Raw genomic sequence first — 22,808 nt, 5'->3', positions numbered from 1 at the left:
AGGAATTAAAAGATCATGCAAAACGCACCTATGACTGCTCTCGCGCCCGACGCGTTGTTGATGTTCGCTGTCGTTCTCGCGTGGCTCAACGACACGTTCTTCGGTCAGGCCGCCCGCCGCACCACGTACCTGATCGCACTGCTCTCGTCGCTGATTGCCGGCGTCTGGTTCGCGGTCAACGCGGCCGACCCACAGACGCATTACTTCTTCGGGCACATGTACGTGGTGGACGCCTTCGGCAGCGTGATGAAGGCGGTCGTATCGCTCGGTTACGCCGTGTCGATCGTCTACTCGCGCAAGTATCTGGAAGATCGCGATATGTTCCGCGGCGACTTCTTCCTGCTTGGCATGTTCTCGCTGCTCGGCCAGTTGGTGATGATCTCCGGCAACAACTTCCTGACCTTGTACCTCGGTCTGGAACTGATGTCGCTGTCGCTGTATGCGGTGATTGCGCTGCGTCGCGACGTGGCCCAGTCGAACGAAGCGGCCATGAAGTACTACGTGCTGGGTGCGCTGGCTTCCGGTTTCCTGCTGTACGGTATTTCGATGCTTTACGGCGCAACGGGTTCGCTGGACCTGAACGAAGTGTTCAAGGCGGTGGCATCGGGCCGCATCAACGACGTCGTGCTGCTGTTCGGCGTGATCTTCATCGTGGCGGGTGTGGCGTTCAAGATGGGCGCGGTGCCGTTCCACATGTGGGTGCCTGACGTGTACCAGGGCGCGCCGACCGCCATGACGCTGCTCACGGGCGGTGGCCCGAAGGTCGCGGCGTTCGCGTGGGGTTTGCGCTTCCTCGTGATGGGTCTGTTGCCGCTGGCCGTCGACTGGCAGGAAATGCTGGTGATCTTCGCGGCGCTGTCGCTGATCGTCGGCAACATCACCGGTATCGTGCAACGCAACGTCAAGCGGATGCTGGCGTACTCCGCCATCTCGAACATGGGCTTCGTGCTGCTCGGTCTGGTTTCCGGCGTGGTGGACGGCAAGACCAGCATGGCGGTGAGCGCCTACGGTTCGGCCATGTTCTACAGCATCATCTACCTGGTGACGACGCTCGGCACTTTCGGCATCGTCATGCTGCTGGCGCGCCGCGATTTCGAAGCCGAAACGCTCGACGACTTCAAGGGCCTGAATCAGCGCAGCCCGGTGTTTGCGTTCGTGATGATGATCATGATGTTCTCGCTCGCAGGCGTGCCGCCGGCAGTGGGCTTCTATGCCAAGCTCGCAGTGCTGCAGGCGACCATGAATGCAGGTCTCACGTGGCTCGCCGTGCTGGCCGTGATCACCTCGCTGTTCGGCGCGTTCTACTACCTGCGTATCGTCAAGCTCATGTACTTCGACGACCCGCTCGACACCAATCCGATCGCGGGCGACTTCGGCAAGCGCGCGCTGCTGGCGGTGAACGGTGTCGCCGTGCTGGTGCTCGGTATCGTGCCGGGGCATCTGTTGAGTGCTTGCCTGCAGGCGATCACCCATACGCTCACGCTCTGATGTCGGCTGCTGGCTGGTTTATTGTGTTGTTGGCGCTTGCGGGCGCCAACGTACCGTTCCTGAATCAACGCCTCTTCGCCGTCATGCCGCTCAAGGCGGTGAAGAAGAGCGCGTGGCTGCGTATCGCCGAGCTGATCGTGCTGTATTTCGCGGTGGGCGCGTTCGGTTTCATGCTCGAGGCTCGCGCGGGTAACCGCTTCGAGCAGGGCTGGCAGTTCTACGCAATCACGTTCAGTCTGTTTCTGGTGTTTGCGTTTCCCGGCTTCACCTTCCAATATCTCGTCAAACGGCGCTGACGGCTCAAGCCGTCGCGCACCACGCTGTCCTGAGGTTGCACATGGCTGAACTTCCCGATCACGACGCAGCGCTCACCGAAACCTGTCTCGAGAGCAAAACGATCCACCAGGGCCCGTTCCTGACGCTCAAGTGCGATACCGTGCGCCTGCCGGACGGCAAGAGCGCGACGCGTGAGTACGTCAAACATCCGGGCGCGGTGATGGTGATTCCGCTGTTCGACGACGGCCGCGTGCTGCTGGAATGCCAGTACCGCTATCCGATCGGCAAGGTGATGTACGAGTACCCGGCCGGCAAGCTTGACGCGAATGAAGATCCGCTCGTTTGCGCGAAACGCGAACTGCACGAAGAGACGGGTTATACGGCGCGCGAATACGTCTATCTGACGCGCATCCATCCGATCATTTCGTACTCCACCGAATTTATCGACATTTACCTCGCGCGCGGTCTGACTTCCGGCGAGCGCAAGCTCGATGAAGGCGAGTTTCTTGAGTTGTTCACGGCAACGGTTCCGGAAGTGTCGGAGTGGGTGCGCACCGGCAAGATCACCGACGTGAAGACCATCATCGGCACCTTCTGGCTGGAGAAGGTGCTGTCGGGCACATGGCCGAGCGCTGAACCTGAGCCGAACTGAACGCTGCATGCGTGATACAGCGCGTGGCTAGCGCGCCATCGCGCCATCGCGTCGTGTCTGCATGACCCACCACGGCAGCCTATCGGGCTGCCGTGGTCATTTATAGCGCTTTGACCTGACTCCGTCAGATCGTGCTCTTGTGGCCGCGCTGAGGCGCCTTGAGCGGCTTCGGCGGGTATCGGCGCAACGGGTTAGAATCGCGCACGCACCTTCGATTGTTGCGGACATGAAAATGGCCCGCGTCGCGTGCCAAAGTCGCCCCCAGCAAAATTTACGAACGACCGTTCAAAAATTTCTATTTTGCGCTAAACTCATACGCAAGCCCTGATTCCACATGAAGGTCCTCGATTTACAGTGCCCGCACGGCCATCGGTTTGAAGGCTGGTTTGCTTCTGCTGAAGAGTTTGAGTCGCAGTTGTCCCGCAAGCTGGTCGAATGTCCGGTTTGCAGCGCGACCGAAGTGAGCCGTTTGCCGTCCGCGCCCCGGTTGAACCTGTCCGGCGCGAGCGCAACGCCAGCCTCTGCGGGTAGTGGTGAATTGCAGGCGCGCGCCATGCGCGCGCTGCGCGAGGTACTGGAAAAGACCGAGAACGTGGGTGACCGCTTCGCCGAGGAAGCACGGCGCATTCACTACAACGAAGCGCCTGCACGCAACATTCGCGGTGTCACCACACCCGAAGATGCGAAAGCCTTGGTCGAAGAAGGCATTGAAGTGATGCCGTTGCCGATTCCGGCCGCTTTGAAGGAACCGCTGCAATAACGCAGTGGCTTACTGGCGGCGGGATAGCGGCGGCCAGGAGACACTGCGCATGAATCTGGATTACTCCCCCGCTGACGACGCGTTCCGCGCCGACATCCGCGCCTGGCTCGAGGCGAATCTGCCCCGCGAGCTGAGCGATAAAGTACTCAACCACAAGCGTCTGAATCGCGAAGACTTCGCGAACTGGCACAAGCTGCTCGGCACGCGCGGCTGGTCGGCGATCGCCTGGCCGACCGAATACGGCGGTCCGGGCTGGGATGCCACGCAACGGCATATCTGGGACGAAGAGTGCGCGCGTCTTGGTGCGCCTTCGGTGCTGCCGTTCGGGGTGTCGATGGTCGCGCCGGTTCTGATGAAATACGGCAACGAGGCACAGAAGCGTCACTACCTGCCGCGCATTCTGGACGGCACGGACTGGTGGTGCCAGGGCTATTCGGAACCCGGCTCGGGCTCGGATCTGGCGTCGCTGCGCACACGCGCCCAGCGGGTCGGTGATCACTATGTCGTGAACGGCCAGAAGACCTGGACAACGCTGGGTCAGCACGCGGACATGATGTTCTGCCTCGTACGCACGGACAGCGGCGCGAAAAAGCAGGAGGGCATTTCGTTCCTGCTGATCGATATGAAAACGCCGGGCATCACCGTGCGCCCCATCATCACGCTCGACGAAGATCATGAAGTCAACGAGGTGTTTCTCGAGGACGTGAAGGTGCCGGTCGAGAATCTGGTGGGCGAGGAAAATCGCGGCTGGACCTACGCCAAGTATCTGCTGGGTCACGAGCGCACCGGCATCGCGCGTGTCGGGCAATCCAAACGTGAACTCGTGTTCCTTAAGCGTCTCGCGCTCGCCCAGACGAAACACGGCAAGCCGCTGCTGCACGACCCGGTCTTCGCGGCCAAGGTCGCGAGCCTCGAAATCGAATTGATGGCGCTCGAAGTCACGGTGCAACGTGTCGTGGCCAACGAGACGGGCGGGCGCGGGCCGGGACCGGAAGCGTCGATGCTGAAAATCAAGGGCACGGAAGTCCAGCAGGGTCTGACTGAGCTGATGGTCGAAGCCGTCGGTCCGCTGGCCGCGCCGTTCGACGTACCGTTCCTCGAAGGCGAACGCGCTCATAGCATTGCCGGCGATGACGACGCCGCGCCGCTGGCCGCGTACTACTTCAACTTCCGCAAGACGTCGATCTACGGCGGCTCGAACGAAATTCAAAAGAACATCATCGCGCAGATGATTCTCGGACTCTGAGCTTTGCATGGGATGGGAGTCAGCGCTGAAGCGCTAACTCCCATCGACAGGAGACAACGATGGACTTCACTTTTACCGACGAACAACAGCAATTCGCCGACGCACTGCGCCGTTATCTGGACAAGAGCTACGGTTTCGAGGCGCGCCAGGGCATCGTCTACTCGGATGCCGGTGTTTCGGATACGCACTGGGCGGCGTTCACCGAACTGGGCTTGACCGCGTTGCCGGTGCCTGAAGAGCAGGGCGGCTTCAACGGCACGCCGGTCGACATGCTGGTGGTGATGCAGGAACTCGGTCGCGCGCTGGTGGTTGAGCCGTATTGGGCGACGGCGGTCGGCATCGAGGCTTTGCGCATCGCAGGCGCGAGCCATGCCGAAGACGCAGCGTTGCTCGAACGCGCGGCACAAGGTGAGATCAAGCTCGCAGTGGCGTTTCATGAGCCACACGCGCGTTACGACCTGTTCGCCGTCGATACCACTGCAACACAGCAAGGCGAACATTACGCACTGTCCGGCAAGAAATCGGTGGTGCTGCATGGTGCGCAGGCGGATCACTGGATCGTGCCCGCGCGGCTGAACGGTGAGATCGCGTTGTTTGTCGTGGCGCGCGATGCAGCCGGCACCCAGGTCACAGACTACCGCACGATCGACGGCCAGCGTGCGGCGTCGCTGTCGTTCGAGGGGACGGCAGGGCGGCGCCTGGGCGGCCAGCACGCCGGTGCGGCAGCGCTCGAACAGATCGCGGACTATGGCACGCTGCTGTTGTGCGCTGAGGCAGTCGGCGCGCTCGACGCGCTGAACCACGCCACCGCCGAATATACAAAGACGCGTCAGCAGTTCGGCCAGCCAATCGCCCGGTTTCAGGCGTTGCAGCACCGGATGGTCGAGATGCTGATCCACGCCGAGCAGGCACGCTCGCTGACCTATCTCGCTGCAGTGCGCTACGCCAGTCTCAATGCCGACGAACGGCGCCATGCGGTTTCGGCCGCCAAGGTGCGGGTGGGCCAGGCGGCGCGTTTCGTCGGTCAGCAGGCCGTGCAGTTGCACGGCGGCATGGGCGTGACGAACGAAGTCGCGGCCGCGCATCTGTTCAAGCGTCTCGCAATCATCGAAACCACGCTGGGTGATGTGGATCATCATCTCGAGCGTTTTGCCACGCTGCCCGGTTTTGCTACCGCCGAAGTCTGATCACACGGCTACCCGAACGAACGAGGTGTCACCATGGGATTGAGTTTCGAAGATATGGAAGTGGGTTCGGTCGTCGAATGTGGCGAACATACGTTCACGCGTGACGAAATCGTCGAGTTTGCCGAGCGGTTCGATCCGCAGCCGTTTCATGTGGATGACGCGGCGGCTGCCGCTTCGCCCTTCGGCGGCCTGGTGGCGAGCGGCTGGCATACCTGCTCGGTGCTGATGGGGCTGCTGGTGCGCAACGCGCTGGCTGGGTCGACCTCGATGGGCTCGCCGGGTATCGACGATATCCGCTGGCTCAAGCCGGTGCGGGTCGGCGACACGATCCGCATGACGAACTCGGTGCTCGACAAACGTGTGTCGTCGAGCAAGCCGGACTGCGGCGTCGTCTCGACCGAATGGGCCGGCATCAACCAGCATGGCGAGACGGTCATTACCGTGCGCTCGAAGGGGCTGTTCGGTTTGCGTCATCCCGGAGCGGGCGCATGAAGCGCGACGCGGTGGGGCTCGATGCGCAGGCACTGCGGGCGCTGGTGGGCGGCGAGCCGCTCGTCAGCGAATGGTTGACGATCGATCAGCCAAGCGTGAACGGTTTCGCCGCGGCAACGGGCGATCATCAATGGATTCACGTCGACCCGGAACGGGCGCGGCGCGAGTCGCCGTTTGGTGGCCCGATTGCGCATGGCTTTCTCACGTTGTCGCTGATCCCAGCTTTGCTCGGCAAGACGGTGACGCTCAAGCAACGAATGGGTGTCAACTATGGTCTGAACCGGGTGCGCTTCACGGCGCCCGTGCCAGTTGATTCACAGGTGCGCGCGCGTTTCGCGGTAGCGAGCGTGGACGATGTGGATGATGCCGGCGTGCAGGTGGTGTGGAACGTGACGCTTGAGCGGCAGGAGAGTGAACGGCCGGTATGCGTGGCGGAATTCATCACGCGGCATTACTTTTAGTGACGCACGGATACGAAACGGATTGCTAGCCGTACCGTAGCAACGGCAAATGATGGATGACATGCGCGGGCGGTTTTTGTACCGTCCGCGCATTTTTTGTGCGCGTAATTCAGCGCAACGACATCACGAACGTGTAACCGGCATCTCGACCCGTGCGGCCGCACCGGCGTCCATATGCTTCGCCAGTTCCAGCTTCGCAATGGCGTTGCGATGCACCTCATCCGGGCCATCGGCAAAACGCAGCGTCCGCGCAGACGTGTAGGCGTAGGCGAGCGGGAAGTCCTCGCTGAGACCCGCGGCGCCGTGTGCCTGCATCGCCCAGTCGATCACCTGACAGGCCATATTCGGCGCGACCACCTTGATCATGGCGATCTCACCACGCGCGCCCTTGTTGCCGACCGTGTCCATCATGTAAGCGGTCTTGAGCGTCAGCAGCCTCGCCTGTTCGATCATGCAGCGAGCCTCGGCGATGCGTTCCTGCGTCACGCCTTGCGCGGCCACCGGCTTGCCGAACGCGACGCGCTGCAGCGTGCGCTTCGCCATCAACTCGAGCGCGCGTTCCGCCAGGCCGATCAGGCGCATGCAGTGATGAATTCGGCCCGGGCCGAGCCGCCCTTGGGCGATCTCGAAACCGCGTCCTTCGCCGAGCAGCATATTCGAAGCCGGCACCCTGACGTTCTCGAGCGTGATTTCCATATGGCCGTGCGGGGCGTCGTCGTAGCCGAACACGGTGAGCGGACGATGCACGGTGATGCCGGTGGCGTCGGCGGGCACGAGGATCATGGATTGCTGCTGATGGCGTGGCGCATCGGGATCGGTTTTGCCCATCACGATGTAGACCTTGCACCGCGGATCGCCCGCGCCCGACGACCACCATTTGTGACCGTTTATCACGTAGTCGTCGCCATCGCGCACGATGCTTGTCTGGATGTTCGTGGCATCCGATGACGCCACTTCCGGCTCGGTCATCAGGAATGCCGAACGGATCTGCCCTTGCAGCAGCGGCTCGAGCCATTGGCGCTTATTGTCCGGACTGCCGTAGCGCTCGATGGTCTCCATGTTGCCGGTGTCGGGCGCATTGCAGTTGAACACCTCCGGCGCCCAGGGCACGCGTCCCATGATTTCGCACAGCGGCGCGTATTCGAGGTTCGTCAGACCGGCGCCGCGTTCGGAGTCCGGCAGAAACAGATTCCACAAACCGGCGTCGCGCGCTTTGTGCTTGAGTTGCTCGATCAGTTCGGTCGGCAGCCACGCATTGCCGTTCGCGCGATTGCGCGCGATCTCGTCGGAGAAGGCGCGTTCGCTCGGATAAATGTGCTCGTCGAAGAAAGCGAGCAGTTTCTCGCGTAGTGCCTGAACCTTCGGGGTGTAATCGAAATTCATCTAAAACCTCGCGAATGACGGGGATGTCGGTTAGTGCACTTTCTGCGCGTAGCGCCAGGCGAGTTCCGCCATGGGCCGCGCGCGGCGGCCCGCGTCGAGCGCTTGCGCGCTGGCAGCGGTGCCGTCGACGACGCGTTTCATGATGCCTTGCAGGATCGCGGCAATCCGGAACATGTTGTAGGCCAGATAGAAGTTCCAGTCGCCGTGGATCTCGAAGCCGGTGCGCGCGCAGTAGCGTTCCACGTAGTGCGCTTCGTCCGGGATGCCGAGCGTGGCCCAGTCGAGGCCGGCAATGCCGCGGAATTGCGCCGGGTCGACGTGCCAGGCCATGCAGTGATAGGCGAAGTCGGCGAGCGGGTTGCCGAGTGTCGACAGTTCCCAGTCGAGCACGGCCAGCACGCGCGGCTCGTGCGGATGGAAGATCAGGTTGTCGAGCCGGTAATCGCCATGCACGATCGAGACGCGTTCGCCGGTTTCGTCCGGCATATGCTGCGGCAACCATTCGATGAGCCGGTGCATTGCGTCGATAGGCTCGGTTTCCGAGGCGAGGTATTGCTTGCTCCAGCGGCCGATCTGCCGTGCGAAGTAATTGCCGGGTTTGCCATAGTCGATAAGGCCGATGCTGGCGACATCGACGCGATGCAGCGCTGCGATCACGCGATTCATCTCGTCATAGATTGCGGCGCGCTCCACAGGTGTCATGCCGGGCAGCGACTGATCCCACAACACGCGCCCCTCGACGAACTCCATCACGTAGAACGCACGGCCGATCACGCTCTCGTCCTCGCACAACGCGAGCATCTGCGCGACCGGCACGTCGGTGCCGGCGAGCGCATGCATGGCGCGATACTCGCGCTCGATCGCATGCGCGGACGGTAGCAGTTTCGCTGCCGGTCCGGGCTTTGCGCGCATCACATAGCTGCGTGACGGTGTGATCAGCTTGAAGGTGGGATTCGACTGACCGCCGGCGAACTGCTCGATCGTGAGCGGCCCGGCAAAGCCGTCGACATGCTGCGTGAGCCAGACCTCGAGTGCGTCGCCGTCGAAGCGTTGCCGCTCGGTGATGGGGCGCGTGCCTTCGAATGCGGAATAGTCTGGCTTCTGTTCAGGTTCGCCCGTCTGCGTGGCTTCGCCCATTGTCTCCTCCAGTTCAGTGTTGACTACGCCTCGCGCCTGGTTTGAATGAATTGGGCGTAGAGCATTTCCATCGTCGTGTTCCGCACGTCGCGATGCAGCGGCGACGGCGGCGCGTAGTTGAGCGTGCGCAGCACCCAGTCGCGCGGCGCGGCGCCGACATCCAGCGCGTTGATGCAGCCGGTGGCCTGCGACAGATGACCGAAGAACGTGCGGCCACCCGCCGTGATGGCGTGCGACAGGATGGCGCGATTCACGCCGCCATGCAGGACCAGCAACACGGTGTCCCACGAGGTATCGGCGCGCAGGGCCGCGATCGCGGGCAGCACGCGGTCGAATAGCTCGCCGATGGTTTCGCCGCCGAGAAAGCGCGTGTTCTCCGGGACCACGCCGTCGAACGCACCAAGGAACGCGGCTTCGAGATCGGCGGCGGGGATGCTGCCCAGCTTGCCGCCGCGAATCTCCTGCAGCGCGGGTTCAATCTCGGGTTCGATAGGCTGACGTGTTTCGGCCAGCACGCGCTGCGCGGTTTCGACAGTGCGCGGCAGGCCGCTCACGATCACCCGGTCGAAGCGGATCTGCTGCAGGGCGAACGCCTGACCCGCGGCGCTGGCCTGTTCGCGGCCGTTGGCGTTGAGCGGGACGGTTTCCGGATCGATCGCGCGGCCCGTGGCGTCGAAGTACGTCACGTCGCCATGCCGCATCAGGTAGATGCGGCGGCGCTTCGGCAGTTCAAATTCAGGCATGACGGGTTCGCTCACAGGCTTGCTCGTTGGCTCACTCATCGGCTCGCTCATCGGCTCGCTTATTTGTTCAGTAGGGCTCATTTGTATTTCGGAGCGCGCTTGTCGAGGAACGCGGTGATGCCTTCGAGTGCGTCGCGATGATGCAGCGAGGCGACGAAGTGATCGCGCTCCGCGACCAGATGATCGGCGAGCGGTTGCGTGCCCGCGGCGGCGATCAGGCTCTTGATACGGACCGTGGCGTTTGGCGAGATCTTGCCGAGCTCTTCGGCCCATGCGATCGCGCTGTCGCGCACCGCGCCGGCTTTGGCGAGACGGTTCACCACGCCGAGTTCATGGAGACGCGCGGCGCCGATCGGTTTGCCTTCCAGCAGCACTTCGGTGGCGAGCTGGCGGGGCAATGCCTGCGCGAGGAACCACGAACCGCCGCCATCCGGCGTGAGCCCGACGCGCGCGTACGACATGACGAACTTCGCGTCGTCGGCGGCGACCAGCAGGTCGCAGGCGAGCACCAACGAAAAGCCCGCCCCGGCGGCCGCACCTTCGACGGCGGCAATCACGGGCTTCGACGAATCACGCAGCGCGGCGATCCATTCGCCGAGCATGTCGATGCTTTGCGCCTGCACCGACGGATCCTTCGCGCGATTCTCGAGCAGACGGTTGAGGTTGCCGCCGGCGCAGAAGAACTGGTCCGCACCGGTGATGACGATGGCGCGCACCGACGGATCGCGCTCGGCACTGTCGAGCGCTTCGATGCCGGCCGCGTACATGTCGGGATGCAGCGCGTTACGCGCACCTGGATTCGATAGCGTGAGGACAAGCGTCGATTCGCTTTCGTCCGGTCGTGAGGTCAGCAGTTCGGCGCTCATGACAGGTTTCCCGGTTGAGCAGCGGGCGTAGCGGGCGTAACGGGCGTAGCGGGCGTAGCGGGCGCATCGGCCGCGTCGCCCTGGGTGAGCGACAGACCCAGTTGCGCGCGCCGCGCGAGCCACGGCGATGGGCGATAGCGCGGGTCGCCCAGCACGCTGAACATATGGCGCAGGATCGTGAGCAGCGTTTGTGCGCCGAGTGCGTCGCCGAGCGCGAGCGGGCCGCGCGGATAGCCGAGACCCAGCGTCACGGCGAGGTCGATGTCCTGCGGCGTGGCGATCTGTTTCTGTGCGATCTCGCAGCCAATATTGACGATCGTCGCCACTACCCGTTGTGCCACGAAGCCGGTCGAATCGCGGATCACGGTGACGGGGATGCCGTCAGCGGCAAACAGCGCATGCGCGGTGTCGCGCGCGGCGCGTGTGGTGGCCGGTGTCGTCATCAACGTGCGGCGTTGCGCGGTGACGAGCGGGAACAGCGTGTCGACGGCGACGACGCGGCTTGCGTCGAGCGCTTCGTCCACCGCAGCGGTGGTCGCGTCGTGACCGAACGGCGTCACGACGATCAGCGAATCCGCTGCGGGCGAGTCGCCTTCGTCAAGCGCCACACCGGCTTTCGCGACGAGTTGCAGCACCGCCTCATGCGCTTGCGCATAGCGCTTGCTGACCCACACGCGGCTGGGCAGTTCAGTGGGCGCCGCTGCTTCCTCAGGCACTTGCTGCTTGCCGTCGTCGTAGCGATAAAAGCCTTCGCCGGTCTTGCGGCCAATCAGGCCGCCCGCGAGACGCGTGCCGGTAATCGGCGACGGCGTGAAGCGCGGTTCCTCATAGAACTGGTGATAGATCGATTCCATCACGGGATGCGATACGTCGAGCGCGGTCAGGTCGAGCAGTTCGAACGGCCCGAGGCGAAAGCCGGCCTGCTCACGCATGATGCGGTCGATCTCCACGAAGCTGGCGACACCTTCGCCCGCGACGCGCAGGCCTTCGGTATTCATGCCGCGGCCCGCGTGATTGACGATGAAGCCCGGCATATCCTTCGCGCGCACCGGCGTATGACCCATGCGGCGCGCGAGGTCCATCAGCGCGTCGCCGGCGGCGGGATCGCTGCGCAGGCCGTCGATCACTTCGACGACTTTCATCAGCGGCACGGGGTTGAAGAAGTGATAGCCGACCACGCGCGCGGGATCCGTACATCCCGCGGCAATCGACGTGATCGATAATGACGAGGTATTCGACGCCAGCACACACCGGCCGCTGACGACGGTTTCGAGTTCGCGAAAGAGGGCGCGTTTCACGTCGAGCTTTTCGACGATCGCTTCGACCACCAGATCGCAATCCGCCAGATCGCCGATGGCTTGCGCGCCGGTGACGTTGGCAAGCGCCGCCAGCGAGCGGGCCTGCTCGAGCTTGCCTTTGGCGGTGAGCTTGGCGAAGGTGTCGGCGAGGTAGTCGCGTGCCGCGCCGACCGCGGCCGGATTGGTGTCGTACAGACGCACGGTCAGACCCGCCAGCGCAGCGATCTGCGCAATGCCGCGCCCCATTGCGCCCGTTCCAACAATGCCGATAGTCTCGATGCTGTGATGGCGAGAGGTCATTGGGTTGCTCGACTCCATGGTTATTTTAGAATAGCACGCTCGTGCAATTTACTGGATGATTGATTCAAAGGCCGCCAGCCCGTTTCTGTTGAGCGGTTCGACCACCCGTCAAAAGGAGACACCCGATGATCAAGCTGTGCGGCTTTGCACTGTCCAACTACTACAACAAGGTCAAGTTCGTGCTGCTCGAATACGGCATCCCGTTCGAGGAGGTGCTGGTGATGACGAGCCAGGAAGAGGCGCTGCTCGCGCACTCGCCGCTCGGCAAGGTGCCGTATATCCAGACCGAGCACGGCGATCTGTGCGAGTCGCAGGCGATCGTCGAATATCTGCATGCGCGCTTTCCCGAGAAGGGTATTTTTGCGGCCGACCCCTGGGCGGCCGCGAAAGAGCGCGAACTGATCACGTTCGTCGACCTGCATCTGGAACTGGTGGTGCGCGATCTGTACAAGCAGGCGTTCTTCGGCGGCACCGTGACTGACGCCACCAAAGGGCGTGTCGAAAAGTTGCTGACGCGTCACATTGCCGGCTTCAGGCGGCTCGCGAAGTTCGCGCCGTTTCTGCGTGGTGAGGCATTCGGCGTGGCGGATACGGCGGCATTCGTGAGCTTGCCGCTCGTCGGCATGACCACGCAGATCATCTACGGACGCGACTTTCTGCTCGATGCCGGGGTGGACTGGAAACGCTATGTGAAGACGGTGGGCGAGCGGCCGGCGGCGCAACGCGTGACGGCGGACCGCAAGGCGTTTATCGCGTCGACCAGCCCAACCTGAGCAAGCGGCGTGGAGTGAACACGGTGATGGCATGCTGGCGCGCGCCGCCACTCCATGCGATGGCGCAGAACGCAGGTCCGTTCGCGGCATCGCGGGCGTCATCCTAGAGACGCGCGAGCCGGTCGAGCGCCGTGGCGAGCGTGCTCTCCTGCTTGGCGAAGCAGAAGCGCACCACACCCGACTCATGCGACTCGTGATAGAACGCCGAGACGGGAATGGCGGCAACGCCAATTTCGCCCGTCAGCCATTGCGCGAACTCGGCTTCGGGCAGGTCGCTGATGGCCGAGTAGTCGACGCACTGGAAGTAGGTCCCGGTGCAGGGCAACAGCCTGAAGCGCGTGTTCGCGAGCCCGGCGCGGAAAAAGTCGCGCTTCTTCTGGTAGAACGCAGGCAACTCCAGATAGGGCGCCGGGTCGCGCATGTATTGCGCGAGGCCGACCTGCATGGGCGTATTCACCGTGAACACGTTGAACTGGTGCACCTTGCGGAATTCGGCGCTCAGGGCGGCGGGCGCGGCGACATAGCCCACCTTCCAGCCCGTCACGTGATACGTCTTGCCGAAACTCGACACCACGAAGCTGCGCTGCGCGAGTTCCGGATAACGGGCCACGCTTTCGTGCGGCGCGCCGTCGTACACCATGTGTTCGTACACTTCGTCAGACAAAATCAGCACATTGGTGCCGCGCACGATGTCTTCGAGCTTGCGCATGTCGCCGGCGCGCCATACCGTGCCGGTCGGATTGTGCGGTGTGTTGATCAGCAGCAGGCGCGTCTTCGGCGTGATGGCGGCGGCGAGTTTGTCGAACGGGATCCGGTACTCGGGCGCGTCGAGCGTGACGAACACCGGTTTGCCGCCCGCCAGTTCGATGGACGGCACGTAGCTGTCGTAGGTCGGCTCGACCACGACGACTTCGTCGCCCGGATGCACCGTGCAGAGAATCGCGGTCAGCAACGCCTGGGTGGCGCCCGCCGTGACGGTGATCTCCGTGTTCGCGTCGTAGCGGCGGCCGTACAGACTGGCGATCTTGTCGGAGATGGCCTCGCGCAGCGGCGCGGCGCCCGCCATCGGCGGGTACTGGTTGTGGCCGTCGCGCATGGCATTGGCCACAGCGTCGACAATGCGCGGATCGCAACCGAAGTCCGGGAACCCCTGTCCCAGGTTCACGGCCCCTTTTTCCGTGGCGAGCGCGCTCATCACGGTGAAAATGGTGGTGCCCACGTTCGGCAGACGGGACGGAAACGACGGAGTCATTGGCGTATCGTGCGGTGCATTCATGGCGCTATCGGTGCTCGATCAACGGTTTTCGATGGTAGGGAATGGGCGCGCGGCGTGGGCGTCAGACCGCTGCGGCCTCCTCGGTCGGTAGCAGGCAGGCGGCCACGAACGGCGCGGGCTGCGCAATCTGGAAACCGAAATCGCGGACAATGCGGCGCGCGAGTTTCAGTACGGCACGGTCTTTCGAGACCAGCCAGTCGGCCTTCGCAGCGTGTGCCAGTTCGAGGAATTTCTGGTCGTCGCGGTCCTTGCACTTCGGCAGCGGCCGCGCGTCGGCAGCGGCAGTGGAGCTCGGATCGGACACCGGTTCGACGAATTGCGCGAGACGCGCAACCGTGGCGAGCACCGCTGTCTTGTCGATCGCGCGCCGCGCGAATTGCGGGTAATCGAGCACGTAGGTCAGTTCCGCGAGGCAGCGGGCGTCGATCAATGCCTGCAGCGCGCCGCTTTCAAGGGCAGCGCGGATGGGGCGCGTGTGCGGATCGTCGAACACGAGGATGTCGATCCAGACGTTCGAGTCGAGGACCACGCGCAGTGCGCGTGCGGCAGGGGAGTCGGGCATTCGTTACAATCTGGCTTTCGTCATTAATGCCAGGCACGGCGTGCCTGCAAGCCTCTATGATAATCGTTCTGTCGCCGGCGAAATCGCTCGACTACGAAACCCCATCGCACGTCAGGAAGCATACGATCCCCGATTTTGTCGACGACGCTGCCGAATTGATTGGTGGATTGCGCCAGTTATCGCCACAGCAGATTGGTACGCTGATGAGCATTTCCGATCCACTCGCCCAGCTCAACTTCGAGCGCTACGCCGAATGGTCGCCGAAGTTCGACACCCGCAACGCGAAGCAGGCGGTGCTCGCGTTCAACGGCGACGTCTATGAAGGGCTCGACGCGAAAAGCCTGTCGTCGGCAGATCTGGACTTTGCGCAGAAACGCGTGCGCGTGCTGTCGGGACTGTATGGATTGTTGCGCCCACTCGATCTGCTGCAACCATACCGGCTCGAGATGAAGACGCGCTTGGCCAATGCACGCGGCAAGGATCTGTACGCATTCTGGGGCGAGCGCATCACGCAGGCCCTGAATGCGCAACTGCAGAGCCTCGATGCGGCGCGCGTGCTGGTTAATTGCGCGTCGGGTGAATACTTCAAGTCAGTGAAACCCAAACTGCTGGACGCGCCGGTGATTACGCCGGTATTCGAGGACTGGAAGGGTGGGCGCTACAAGATCATCAGTTTCCACGCAAAGCGCGCCCGTGGCCTCATGGCGCGTTTTGCGATCGAGCACCGCCTCGACGCGCCGGAGCAACTCAAGGGTTTCGATACTGAAGGCTATGCGTTCGACGCCGAAGCATCGAACGATTCGACTTACGTGTTCCGCCGCCGCATCGCCGAGTGAGTGCGTTCGCAAGCGAGGCGCACTGCACTGCACCGACTGCAACTGGCCAACAAGCCGGGAAAAATATCATGACACTATCCATTACGAGCAACTTCGACGCAGGTGCGATCGAAGTCCTGTCCTGCGAGCAGGCCGACAACATCCGTCTGCGCGTGCGTCGCGATAGCCACGCTGACTTTGCGCAATGGTTCTACTTTCGCCTCTCCGGTGCGCAGGGCGAGCGCTGCGTGATGACCTTCGAGAATGCCGCCGACTGCGCCTTCGCCGAAGGTTGGCGCGACTATCAGGCGGCGGCGAGCTATGACCGCGTCAACTGGTTCCGCGTGCCGACTTCGTATGACGGCCGGGTGCTGACGATCGACCACACGCCCGACTTCGATCGCATTTACTACGCGTACTTCGAGCCCTATGGCGAAGAGCGTCACTCGGAGTTTCTCGGCGCCGTGCAGCAGATGCCGCAGGCGACGCTGACCGAACTCGGTCTGAGCGTTGAAGGCCGGCCGATGTCGTTGCTCACGCTCGGCACGCCGCAAACCGGCCGCACGGGCCAGCCTGGCGATGTGCCGAAGAAGAAGATCTGGATCATCGCACGCCAGCATCCGGGCGAGACCATGGCCGAATGGTTCGTCGAAGGCCTGGTCAAGCGCCTGGCTGGCTGGGGCGATTGGGCGGGCGACCCGGTCGCGCGTAAGCTCTACGATCATGCGGTGTTCTATATCGTGCCGAACATGAATCCCGATGGCAGTGTGCACGGCAATTTGCGCACCAACGCGGCTGGCGCGAACCTGAATCGCGAGTGGATGGAGCCGGATGCGGCGCGCAGCCCAGAGGTGCTGGCGGTGCGCGACGCCATTCATGCGACCGGTTGCGATCTGTTCTTCGATATTCATGGCGATGAGGCACTGCCTTATGTGTTCGTGGCGGGCTCGGAGATGCTGCCGGGTTTCACCGAGCGCCAGGGCGAGGAGCAGAAGGCATTTATCGAAGCCTTCAAGCACGCGAGCCCGGACTTCCAGGACAAATACGGCTATGCGGCGAGCAAGTACCGTGAAGACGCGCTGAAGCTGGCGTCGAAGTACATCGGCAATCAATTCGGTTGCTTGTCGCTGACGCTGGAAATGCCGTTCAAGGACAACGCGATTCTGCCGGACGAGCGGGTGGGCTGGAATGGCGAGCGCAGTGCGTCGCTCGGGGCAGTGATGCTGCAGGCGATCCTGCGACACGTCGAGACGTTCGCGTAACGCGCGTGGCGCGAGGTGCGGAGTTAGCCAGCCGCAGCCTCCGGGATTCGTCGCGGCAACAAAAAAAGCGAGGCATACGCGTTGAGGTATGCCTCGCTTTGTTTTGGTTTTTGTTTTTGCTCTTGTCTGCCGGGTGCCACGAAACGGCGCTCAGCCGCTAGTGCCGGTTCGTCATCAGGCCTTCTTTGCCGACGTTTTCTTGCTGCCTGATTTGCTGCTGGTCTTGCTCGAAGTCACTTTCTTCGAACTCTTGCCAGACGATTTCTTGGTCGATGATTTATTGCCGGTCGAGTGCTTGCCTTTGCCGCCTTTGTGCTTGCCGGAAGGCTTCGTCGCACTTGGCCGGGCCGGCGGCACCGGATCGTTCCAGCTGAACGCGAGCATCTGGTTGCCCACATAGCCGCAGCGGAATTTCAGATCGGCGGGGTCGTTGCTTTCGCCGTTCTGGCGGATGCCGAGGCCTTCCACGATGACGATGTTGTCGACCTTGACGCGCTGCTTGCCTTCGTCGAACGAATCGTTCCATGGCGTGACCGACGCATGGGCGGTATCGAATGAGCTGGGTGGGAATTCGACGTGGTCGAAAGCGCTGGAGGTGCTGGCGACAAAATTACCATGTGCTGCACAGTCCGCGACCAGCGGATCGGCATGCATGACATTGACGAATTTATCGACGAGTTCGTTGTGCTGTTCGAGCTGATCGGCGAATGCGGGAGCGGTGCATATGAGCGAGAGACTCGCTGCACATGCCGCTAGCCGGCCGACGACCCGCAGCAATCGGCGCGGTACGTTAGTGCAATCCATCAAGTTTGTTAGACGTTAGTGAGACATCAGGCACGTAAGATGCCGGACGACTGGAAGGAGTTCAATCCTGACACAATTTATTTGCCTTGTCGTGGTACGCGGTCTCAAATCGCACACGCATGATGGCTGCTGAATGCCGCGGTTCAGCAAGCCGCAGGCGATGCATCGCCAGTCCTTCGAGTACGGATACGCCGGATCAGATCGCTTCAGACGCGCGGGCCGCCAAGCCGATAACGGCGTACGTCGTACGTCGTGACCCAGGCAGGCCGGTAGACCGCGATCAGTGCCGTGGACATGCCGGTGAACCAGGCTTCGCCGGTCGCGAGCAGAAAGACGCTGAATGCGTAGCCGACCGGCACCACGGTGAGTGAGCCGCCGGAGATCGCGATGTGGGTGCCCACCGCGGCGCCCGCCGTTAACGCGACCGCAATGGCGGGCGACACGAAGCCCTGGCCAAAGATGAACATGAACAGATTGCGTGGCAACCACGCAATGCAGGCGCGCTGCAGCAACGCTGAAATGCCGACCGGCAAAGCACCGTAGATAACGAATGTGAGCGCGATGCCCTGCCACGGCGCATCGAAGACGACCGCTGCGAGTCCGGTGACCGCAGCCATGGCAACGAGCGCCAGGGCCCAATCGAACAGCGTGACCACGAGCGTCGCACCAAGCAGATGCATCACCGTTCCATCGTCGAGCCACGCGTTGCTGGCCCATAGCACCGACACGGCAACGATGATGGCGAGCCAGACATGTTGCAGCGTCGCGTCTTGTAGTCGCTTGAAAGGGTTTTTCCAAAGCGCGAGCGCGAGCAGCAGCGCGGCGGCGATCCAGCCACCGACAGCGACCCATAGCGGAAGCGGTGTATAGAGGAAACCCATACATCCCATATTACTCGTTGGACGGAAAAAGGTGTGAGCGGAATCCATGCCAGCAAGCAACGGACGGGCGGGTTTCGTGCCTGAGACGAAACACCGGCAGCGGGCGGCCCAGCGCGTCTTCAGATGATCGTCCCGCTCAGCTCGATTCCTCGGAACCCGGGTCGCCAAATGGAACGGTGGGTTCGGCCGCCATTGGCAAACTCTCTGATGCGTCGTTGGCAGTGAGCGGGTATTTGAAGGACGGCGGGTTGCGCGGGCGCAACGGGACGACACCGGGCTGGCCCATCACCGGACGTGGTGCGCTCTCATGGTCGCTACGCAGCACCTCGAGTTGGGCCGACAGCCAGCCGTTGTAGAGAGCCACCGCGGCCGCCCGATTGGGCGCGCCGAGTTGCTGGAAAATACTGGCCAGATGGATCTTGACGGTGCCCTCGCTGATGCCGAGCGTGCGAGCAATCATCTTGTTGGTGCTGCCCATGTGGACGCAACGCATGATCTGCTCCTGACGCGGTGACAGGCCGCTCGCGAGCCGTGTACGCCTGGGTGACGGCTTGGTCGGGACTTCGGGTTGGCGAGGCGCGGGTTCAGGTTGCGGCGGTGGCCGGAGTGCCAGCGCGCCGGCCGGGACATAGTGGCCGCCGAGCAGCACGATTTCGAGCGCCCGCACGATGAGGCGCGGATCGGTGTCGCGAAGAATGACCCCAAGCACGCCTTTGTCGAGCAGATTGCGCGCACATTTGGGCGAGGTATCGTCGGTCAGTACGGCCACCCGCAGGTTCGGGTAGACGGCCAGCAACCGGCGAATCTCCATGGCGGACATCCAGTCCTGCCAGTCGACGATTAGCAGATCGGGCACCTGCTGGCGCAATGCGCCGTCAACTTGGTGCCAGTCCTGTGCCTCGTTGAAACGCGCCTGACGGTCGATTTGCCGCAGCAGCGCCTTGAGCCCGTCGCGTCGTTCCGCGTCGGAGTTGAGAATCGAGAAACGCATGCCATGCCTCCAGATGAATCGGTCGTGGTGGTGCGATGCTCGCTAGCGGCAGATGCGGCCGGTTGCATTGCGATGTGCCACCAGCCGCAATGATGACAAATTTCTGGCTTCTTGACGGCCTGGCCGGAAGGCATAGGAAGATTGGCATGGTTGACCCGCGCAGAAATGCAGACGGCCCAATCGGTGTGAGCCGATTGGGCCGTTCAGTGATGGTTGGCAAAGGCGCGATTCCCGTGGGACGGGCCTTGCAGGCGGGCAGTCCCGGGTGCGTCAGTGGAAATGCGGTTGCGCGGGTTCGGCGTCTTCCGGCATTTCGGCATGCACGATTTCGCCGAGCGGGTCAGCGTACAGCGGCACGCCGCAGTCATCGCAATATTCCGGCTCAAAGCGGCCCGCATGACGGCGGATGTCCGTCACGCCGGTTTCCTTCAGCAACGCGACGATTTCTTCGAGCGGGCCGTCGGAGTTGGCCACTTCCTGCGGTTCCTCGTCGATGCCCGACTCGCCGTTTTCGCGGCCGTATAACGGCCAGACGACGCCATAGATCACATCGTTGCTGCCGCGGCGCGTGAAGCCGACGCGATATTCGTCGATCCGGCGCTCGCCGAAGCCTGCGACGACAGCGCGCAACTCGGCCGGCGCCGCGCTGATGGTATCGAACAGATAGCGCACGGCAGTCCGTACGGTGTGCGGCCGCACGCGTTCGTCGGCGTCGCGGCAGGCCGAGTAATAGGCGTCCGGCAACAGGCACTCGAATTCGCAACCGGGCAATGCCAGCGACAGGTTGGCGCCGCCTTGCGTGGCCCATTGTTCGAGGCATTGGCCACGCTCGATCCGGTTGCCCTGTTCTTCTTCCTGCCAGCGGAACACCGGCGCGCCGACGGGCGACGTGACGACGGCCAGCAGGAAGCGCGGATCGGCCAGAATCGGCGAGGTCTCCGGCAGTTCACCAAAATTGATTTTCGCGGCGCCGCCGCCGAGGGCCGCCTGCGCGAGCTGCTGGGCGATGCGCCACGTTTCGACATGGTGGCGCGGTAACTGGTCGATGCTGTACAGGAACGGTGCCAACGCCACACGGGTGCCGGCGGCAAGCACGTGCGCCTGCAGATGAGCACGCAGCGCATCCGCCGCATCGCTCTTCAGCGGCCCCGACGGGATTGCGTAGCGGGTCCAGGCGAGCACGGGCGCGGCGATCAGCAAGGCTTCATGCGGCGCGCCCTCGTGCTCGACGATGAACGATTCGCTGTGCGTCTCCGCCATGTCGGCGAGCGCACCGTAGGCGTCCGGATGATTTTGCTGAAGATGGTCGAGCGCGGCATCCAGCGTTGTCTGGTTGGCGTTGCGAACGATCTTGGCGAGCAGCGCATCGAGCTTCGCTTCCCAGAAGCGGTCCTCGGTGCGGCTGCCCGACGCGAATAGCGCGAGCGAGAGACCGACGAGCTTGTCGGCATCGGGGGGGAGACGTTTGGCGATTCGCGAGCGCATAAATCCAAGAGTGGGTGCACAGAACCGTATATTCTAGTCTTTTCTGTGCCGTCCTATCGTTTGTGCGCAATGCAGGGTAGATCAGGCCGCGTGAGGGAGGGCGCAGGCGTGAGCGAAGAGGGGCCTTGACTGCACATTCCGACAGTCAGTGAATTGATCGAGGCCGGTAGTCGATACAAGGAAAGGGCTGTTGCGCGACGGACTTTTATACTGGCGGGGTGCGGCGTTGGACCGTTGAGCATTCGCCGTGGCGTTGCCGTGGTCTGACACAACGACGAGGGGGATTCATGGTGAAATCCGACCAACTGATCGAGCGGCTCGCAGCCGTGTTTGCATTGATTGTGCTGGTGGGTGGTTCGTTACTGGTGCTGGCGCCGTTTACGACGGCGTTGCTGTGGGGCGCCATTCTCAGCTATAGCTCATGGGGCCTGTACCGCAAGCTCACCGTCGCGGTCGGCGGCCGGCGCAAGCTCGCGGCGTTGCTGATCGTTGTGATTATCCTGATCGTGGTGCTTGGGCCATTCGTTTATGCGGGGTTTGCGTTCGGCGCCCACGCGCACGAGATTACCGCGCTGGTGCAAAAGCTTTTTGAAGATGGATTGCCTGATTTGCCGGACTGGGTGACCCGCATACCGCTGGTCGGCCCCAATATCGAGGCTTTCTGGGCTCATTTGACCAGCGGCAATTCGGAGCTGATCGCGCAATTGCGCGTTCTCGCAGCTCCGGCTGGCAAGTGGATTCTTGCTGCCGCCATTGCAGTGACACATGGCCTGGGGCTGCTCGCGCTCAGTATCGTACTGGCGTTCTTCTTTTATACCGGTGGAGAGGGTGCCGCGGCCTGGCTGAATGCGGGCATGCGTCGGGTCGCCGGTGAACGGGCCGATTACTTGCTGGCGCTGGCGGGCAGCACCGTGCGTGGCGTTGTCTACGGCATTCTTGGTACAGCGTTGGTGCAGGGCGTGCTGGCGGGTTTCGGGTGCTGGATCGCCGGAGTGCCGGCCCCGGCGCTGCTGGGATTGGCCACGTTCTTCCTGTCTGTCATCCCGGGTGGTCCGGTGATTGTCTGGCTACCTGCTGCAATCTGGCTTTATCACGGCGGTGCAACAGGGTGGGCGATTTTCCTCGTCATCTGGGGGGTGGTCGCGGTGGGTATGTCGGACAACGTGATCAAGCCCATCCTGATCGGCAAGAGCAGCGATATGCCTTTGATCCTGGTGATGCTGGGTATCCTCGGCGGCGCGTTTGCGTTCGGCTTCCTCGGCGTCTTTATCGGACCCACGCTGCTGGCTGTCGCGTACACGGTATTGCACGACTGGACGATCGGTTCCTCGACTGTCCGGGCCATCGAACCTGAATCCGGGCCAGTACCGATTGACGAGACACGGCCAGTCCAAAAGGCTCCGTGAAATAAATGCCCAATAGGCCTTGCAAGGCCCGGATGGGGTCGCTAGAATCTCGTTCTTTCGCGTTCCGGACAACGGGGCGCGGGGAACGGGAGAGCCAGCAGTGGCAAGGCTTTCGGCGGGGTGGGCAGGTTCAGGAAGTTAAAAAACCCTGTTGACACCGTAGCGAAAGTTCTTCATAATCTCGTTTCTCTGCTGCTGATGCAGCGACGCAGAACGAAGCGGTGCCGGGTGGTTGTGATGGTGACAATGCACGGTGTTGTTTTG

The 22,808-nt window shown here is 62.8% G+C and carries 23 protein-coding genes; 12 read left to right on the top strand and 11 right to left on the bottom strand.

The window, feature by feature from the left end:
* The first annotated feature begins 15 nt into the window (after window positions 1-15).
* From nuoN to P3T43_RS15660, 8 genes are all read left to right on the top strand, one after another.
* The gene (nuoN, locus tag P3T43_RS15695; RefSeq protein WP_429281959.1) at window positions 16-1,488 is read left to right on the top strand and encodes an NADH-quinone oxidoreductase subunit NuoN; all 1,473 of its coding nucleotides are present in this window, start codon (window positions 16-18) and stop codon (window positions 1,486-1,488) included.
* Window positions 1,488-1,784: a DUF2818 family protein gene (locus tag P3T43_RS15690; protein ID WP_429281958.1), complete on the top strand. Its 297-nt coding sequence runs from the start codon at window positions 1,488-1,490 to the stop codon at window positions 1,782-1,784. The genes nuoN and P3T43_RS15690 overlap by 1 nt, the downstream gene beginning before the upstream one ends.
* Window positions 1,785-1,825: 41 nt before the next feature.
* The gene (locus tag P3T43_RS15685; protein ID WP_429281957.1) at window positions 1,826-2,416 is read left to right on the top strand and encodes an NUDIX domain-containing protein; all 591 of its coding nucleotides are present in this window, start codon (window positions 1,826-1,828) and stop codon (window positions 2,414-2,416) included.
* A gap of 334 nt (window positions 2,417-2,750) precedes the next feature.
* Entirely contained in the window at window positions 2,751-3,176 is a 426-nt protein-coding gene (locus tag P3T43_RS15680; protein WP_429281956.1) for a DUF1178 family protein, read from the top strand.
* Window positions 3,177-3,225: 49 nt separating this feature from the next.
* A complete protein-coding gene (locus tag P3T43_RS15675) occupies window positions 3,226-4,422 on the top strand; it encodes an acyl-CoA dehydrogenase family protein (RefSeq protein WP_429281955.1) in 1,197 nt (398 codons plus the stop codon).
* Between the two features lie 59 nt (window positions 4,423-4,481).
* Window positions 4,482-5,609, top strand: a complete 1,128-nt coding sequence (locus P3T43_RS15670) for an acyl-CoA dehydrogenase family protein (protein WP_429281954.1) — start codon at window positions 4,482-4,484, stop codon at window positions 5,607-5,609.
* A gap of 33 nt (window positions 5,610-5,642) precedes the next feature.
* Window positions 5,643-6,101: a MaoC family dehydratase gene (locus P3T43_RS15665; protein WP_429281953.1), complete on the top strand. Its 459-nt coding sequence runs from the start codon at window positions 5,643-5,645 to the stop codon at window positions 6,099-6,101.
* The gene (locus P3T43_RS15660) at window positions 6,098-6,562 is read left to right on the top strand and encodes a MaoC family dehydratase (protein WP_429281952.1); all 465 of its coding nucleotides are present in this window, start codon (window positions 6,098-6,100) and stop codon (window positions 6,560-6,562) included. The genes P3T43_RS15665 and P3T43_RS15660 overlap by 4 nt, the downstream gene beginning before the upstream one ends.
* A 123-nt stretch (window positions 6,563-6,685) precedes the next feature.
* Here P3T43_RS15660 and P3T43_RS15655 read toward each other — a convergent pair whose 3' ends face one another.
* The 5 genes from P3T43_RS15655 to P3T43_RS15635 form a co-directional block, all read right to left on the bottom strand.
* A complete protein-coding gene (locus P3T43_RS15655) occupies window positions 6,686-7,945 on the bottom strand; it encodes an acyl-CoA dehydrogenase family protein (RefSeq protein ID WP_429281951.1) in 1,260 nt (419 codons plus the stop codon).
* A 30-nt stretch (window positions 7,946-7,975) separates the two neighbouring features.
* Window positions 7,976-9,082: a phosphotransferase gene (locus tag P3T43_RS15650; protein WP_429281950.1), complete on the bottom strand. Its 1,107-nt coding sequence runs from the start codon at window positions 9,080-9,082 to the stop codon at window positions 7,976-7,978.
* 23 nt (window positions 9,083-9,105) lie between these two features.
* Window positions 9,106-9,825, bottom strand: coding sequence for a histidine phosphatase family protein (locus P3T43_RS15645; RefSeq protein ID WP_429282122.1), 720 nt, complete (start codon window positions 9,823-9,825; stop codon window positions 9,106-9,108).
* 77 nt (window positions 9,826-9,902) lie between these two features.
* The gene (locus P3T43_RS15640; protein WP_429281949.1) at window positions 9,903-10,691 is read right to left on the bottom strand and encodes an oxepin-CoA hydrolase, alternative type; all 789 of its coding nucleotides are present in this window, start codon (window positions 10,689-10,691) and stop codon (window positions 9,903-9,905) included.
* Complete coding sequence (locus P3T43_RS15635) at window positions 10,688-12,289, bottom strand: 3-hydroxyacyl-CoA dehydrogenase (protein ID WP_429281948.1); 1,602 nt, start codon at window positions 12,287-12,289, stop codon at window positions 10,688-10,690. Before P3T43_RS15635 ends, P3T43_RS15640 begins: the two co-directional genes overlap by 4 nt.
* Window positions 12,290-12,414: 125 nt before the next feature.
* Between P3T43_RS15635 and P3T43_RS15630 the strand changes: the two genes are divergently transcribed.
* Window positions 12,415-13,062, top strand: a complete 648-nt coding sequence (locus P3T43_RS15630; RefSeq protein WP_429281947.1) for a glutathione S-transferase family protein — start codon at window positions 12,415-12,417, stop codon at window positions 13,060-13,062.
* 103 nt (window positions 13,063-13,165) lie between these two features.
* Here the strand turns inward: P3T43_RS15630 and P3T43_RS15625 are convergent, their stop codons facing one another.
* Together P3T43_RS15625 and P3T43_RS15620 are read right to left on the bottom strand one after the other, a co-directional pair.
* Window positions 13,166-14,338: a pyridoxal phosphate-dependent aminotransferase gene (locus P3T43_RS15625; RefSeq protein WP_429281946.1), complete on the bottom strand. Its 1,173-nt coding sequence runs from the start codon at window positions 14,336-14,338 to the stop codon at window positions 13,166-13,168.
* A gap of 61 nt (window positions 14,339-14,399) precedes the next feature.
* Window positions 14,400-14,900, bottom strand: a complete 501-nt coding sequence (locus tag P3T43_RS15620; RefSeq protein ID WP_429281945.1) for a putative toxin-antitoxin system toxin component, PIN family — start codon at window positions 14,898-14,900, stop codon at window positions 14,400-14,402.
* Between the two features lie 56 nt (window positions 14,901-14,956).
* Here P3T43_RS15620 and yaaA point away from each other — a divergent pair, with 56 nt between their 5' ends.
* Window positions 14,957-15,736 carry a peroxide stress protein YaaA gene (gene yaaA / locus P3T43_RS15615; protein ID WP_429281944.1) on the top strand — a complete coding sequence of 260 codons (780 nt, stop codon included), beginning with the start codon at window positions 14,957-14,959 and terminating at the stop codon, window positions 15,734-15,736.
* 68 nt (window positions 15,737-15,804) lie between these two features.
* Window positions 15,805-16,977 (top strand): M14 family metallopeptidase, encoded by a 1,173-nt coding sequence (locus P3T43_RS15610; RefSeq protein WP_429281943.1) that lies wholly within the window; start codon window positions 15,805-15,807, stop codon window positions 16,975-16,977.
* Between the two features lie 174 nt (window positions 16,978-17,151).
* On the opposite strand, the gene P3T43_RS15605 is transcribed toward P3T43_RS15610, so the two are convergent.
* From P3T43_RS15605 to P3T43_RS15590, 4 genes are all read right to left on the bottom strand, one after another.
* Window positions 17,152-17,781, bottom strand: coding sequence for a BspC domain-containing protein (locus P3T43_RS15605; RefSeq protein WP_429281942.1), 630 nt, complete (start codon window positions 17,779-17,781; stop codon window positions 17,152-17,154).
* A 206-nt stretch (window positions 17,782-17,987) separates the two neighbouring features.
* Complete coding sequence (locus P3T43_RS15600; protein WP_429281941.1) at window positions 17,988-18,662, bottom strand: energy-coupling factor ABC transporter permease; 675 nt, start codon at window positions 18,660-18,662, stop codon at window positions 17,988-17,990.
* Window positions 18,663-18,798: 136 nt separating this feature from the next.
* Window positions 18,799-19,653 carry a LuxR C-terminal-related transcriptional regulator gene (locus tag P3T43_RS15595; protein ID WP_429281940.1) on the bottom strand — a complete coding sequence of 285 codons (855 nt, stop codon included), beginning with the start codon at window positions 19,651-19,653 and terminating at the stop codon, window positions 18,799-18,801.
* 270 nt (window positions 19,654-19,923) lie between these two features.
* Window positions 19,924-21,138, bottom strand: coding sequence for a DUF2863 family protein (locus tag P3T43_RS15590; protein WP_429281939.1), 1,215 nt, complete (start codon window positions 21,136-21,138; stop codon window positions 19,924-19,926).
* A gap of 287 nt (window positions 21,139-21,425) precedes the next feature.
* Between P3T43_RS15590 and P3T43_RS15585 the strand changes: the two genes are divergently transcribed.
* Window positions 21,426-22,544, top strand: coding sequence for an AI-2E family transporter (locus P3T43_RS15585; protein ID WP_429281938.1), 1,119 nt, complete (start codon window positions 21,426-21,428; stop codon window positions 22,542-22,544).
* Window positions 22,545-22,808: the final 264 nt, after the last annotated feature.

The sequence above is a fragment of the Paraburkholderia sp. GAS41 genome (genome assembly GCF_050436545.1).
Classification (GTDB): Bacteria; Pseudomonadota; Gammaproteobacteria; order Burkholderiales; family Burkholderiaceae; genus Paraburkholderia.
Note: the sequence above shows the minus strand (reverse complement) of the source record. Positions and strands in the feature narration are given on the sequence as shown.

Coding starts and splice junctions, on each gene's coding strand:
- P3T43_RS15650 (WP_429281950.1), bottom strand. CDS start 9,082: ATGGGCGAAGCCACGCAGACGGGCGAACCTGAACAGAAGCCAGACTAT.
- P3T43_RS15610 (WP_429281943.1), top strand. CDS start 15,805: ATGACACTATCCATTACGAGCAACTTCGACGCAGGTGCGATCGAAGTC.
- P3T43_RS15605 (WP_429281942.1), bottom strand. CDS start 17,781: ATGGATTGCACTAACGTACCGCGCCGATTGCTGCGGGTCGTCGGCCGG.
- P3T43_RS15640 (WP_429281949.1), bottom strand. CDS start 10,691: ATGAGCGCCGAACTGCTGACCTCACGACCGGACGAAAGCGAATCGACG.
- P3T43_RS15590 (WP_429281939.1), bottom strand. CDS start 21,138: ATGCGCTCGCGAATCGCCAAACGTCTCCCCCCCGATGCCGACAAGCTC.
- P3T43_RS15635 (WP_429281948.1), bottom strand. CDS start 12,289: ATGACCTCTCGCCATCACAGCATCGAGACTATCGGCATTGTTGGAACG.
- P3T43_RS15595 (WP_429281940.1), bottom strand. CDS start 19,653: ATGCGTTTCTCGATTCTCAACTCCGACGCGGAACGACGCGACGGGCTC.
- P3T43_RS15665 (WP_429281953.1), top strand. CDS start 5,643: ATGGGATTGAGTTTCGAAGATATGGAAGTGGGTTCGGTCGTCGAATGT.
- P3T43_RS15630 (WP_429281947.1), top strand. CDS start 12,415: ATGATCAAGCTGTGCGGCTTTGCACTGTCCAACTACTACAACAAGGTC.
- P3T43_RS15690 (WP_429281958.1), top strand. CDS start 1,488: ATGTCGGCTGCTGGCTGGTTTATTGTGTTGTTGGCGCTTGCGGGCGCC.
- P3T43_RS15685 (WP_429281957.1), top strand. CDS start 1,826: ATGGCTGAACTTCCCGATCACGACGCAGCGCTCACCGAAACCTGTCTC.
- P3T43_RS15620 (WP_429281945.1), bottom strand. CDS start 14,900: ATGCCCGACTCCCCTGCCGCACGCGCACTGCGCGTGGTCCTCGACTCG.
- P3T43_RS15670 (WP_429281954.1), top strand. CDS start 4,482: ATGGACTTCACTTTTACCGACGAACAACAGCAATTCGCCGACGCACTG.
- P3T43_RS15585 (WP_429281938.1), top strand. CDS start 21,426: ATGGTGAAATCCGACCAACTGATCGAGCGGCTCGCAGCCGTGTTTGCA.
- P3T43_RS15680 (WP_429281956.1), top strand. CDS start 2,751: ATGAAGGTCCTCGATTTACAGTGCCCGCACGGCCATCGGTTTGAAGGC.
- P3T43_RS15660 (WP_429281952.1), top strand. CDS start 6,098: ATGAAGCGCGACGCGGTGGGGCTCGATGCGCAGGCACTGCGGGCGCTG.
- yaaA (WP_429281944.1), top strand. CDS start 14,957: ATGATAATCGTTCTGTCGCCGGCGAAATCGCTCGACTACGAAACCCCA.
- P3T43_RS15600 (WP_429281941.1), bottom strand. CDS start 18,662: ATGGGTTTCCTCTATACACCGCTTCCGCTATGGGTCGCTGTCGGTGGC.
- P3T43_RS15675 (WP_429281955.1), top strand. CDS start 3,226: ATGAATCTGGATTACTCCCCCGCTGACGACGCGTTCCGCGCCGACATC.
- P3T43_RS15655 (WP_429281951.1), bottom strand. CDS start 7,945: ATGAATTTCGATTACACCCCGAAGGTTCAGGCACTACGCGAGAAACTG.
- P3T43_RS15645 (WP_429282122.1), bottom strand. CDS start 9,825: ATGCCTGAATTTGAACTGCCGAAGCGCCGCCGCATCTACCTGATGCGG.
- P3T43_RS15625 (WP_429281946.1), bottom strand. CDS start 14,338: ATGAATGCACCGCACGATACGCCAATGACTCCGTCGTTTCCGTCCCGT.
- nuoN (WP_429281959.1), top strand. CDS start 16: ATGCAAAACGCACCTATGACTGCTCTCGCGCCCGACGCGTTGTTGATG.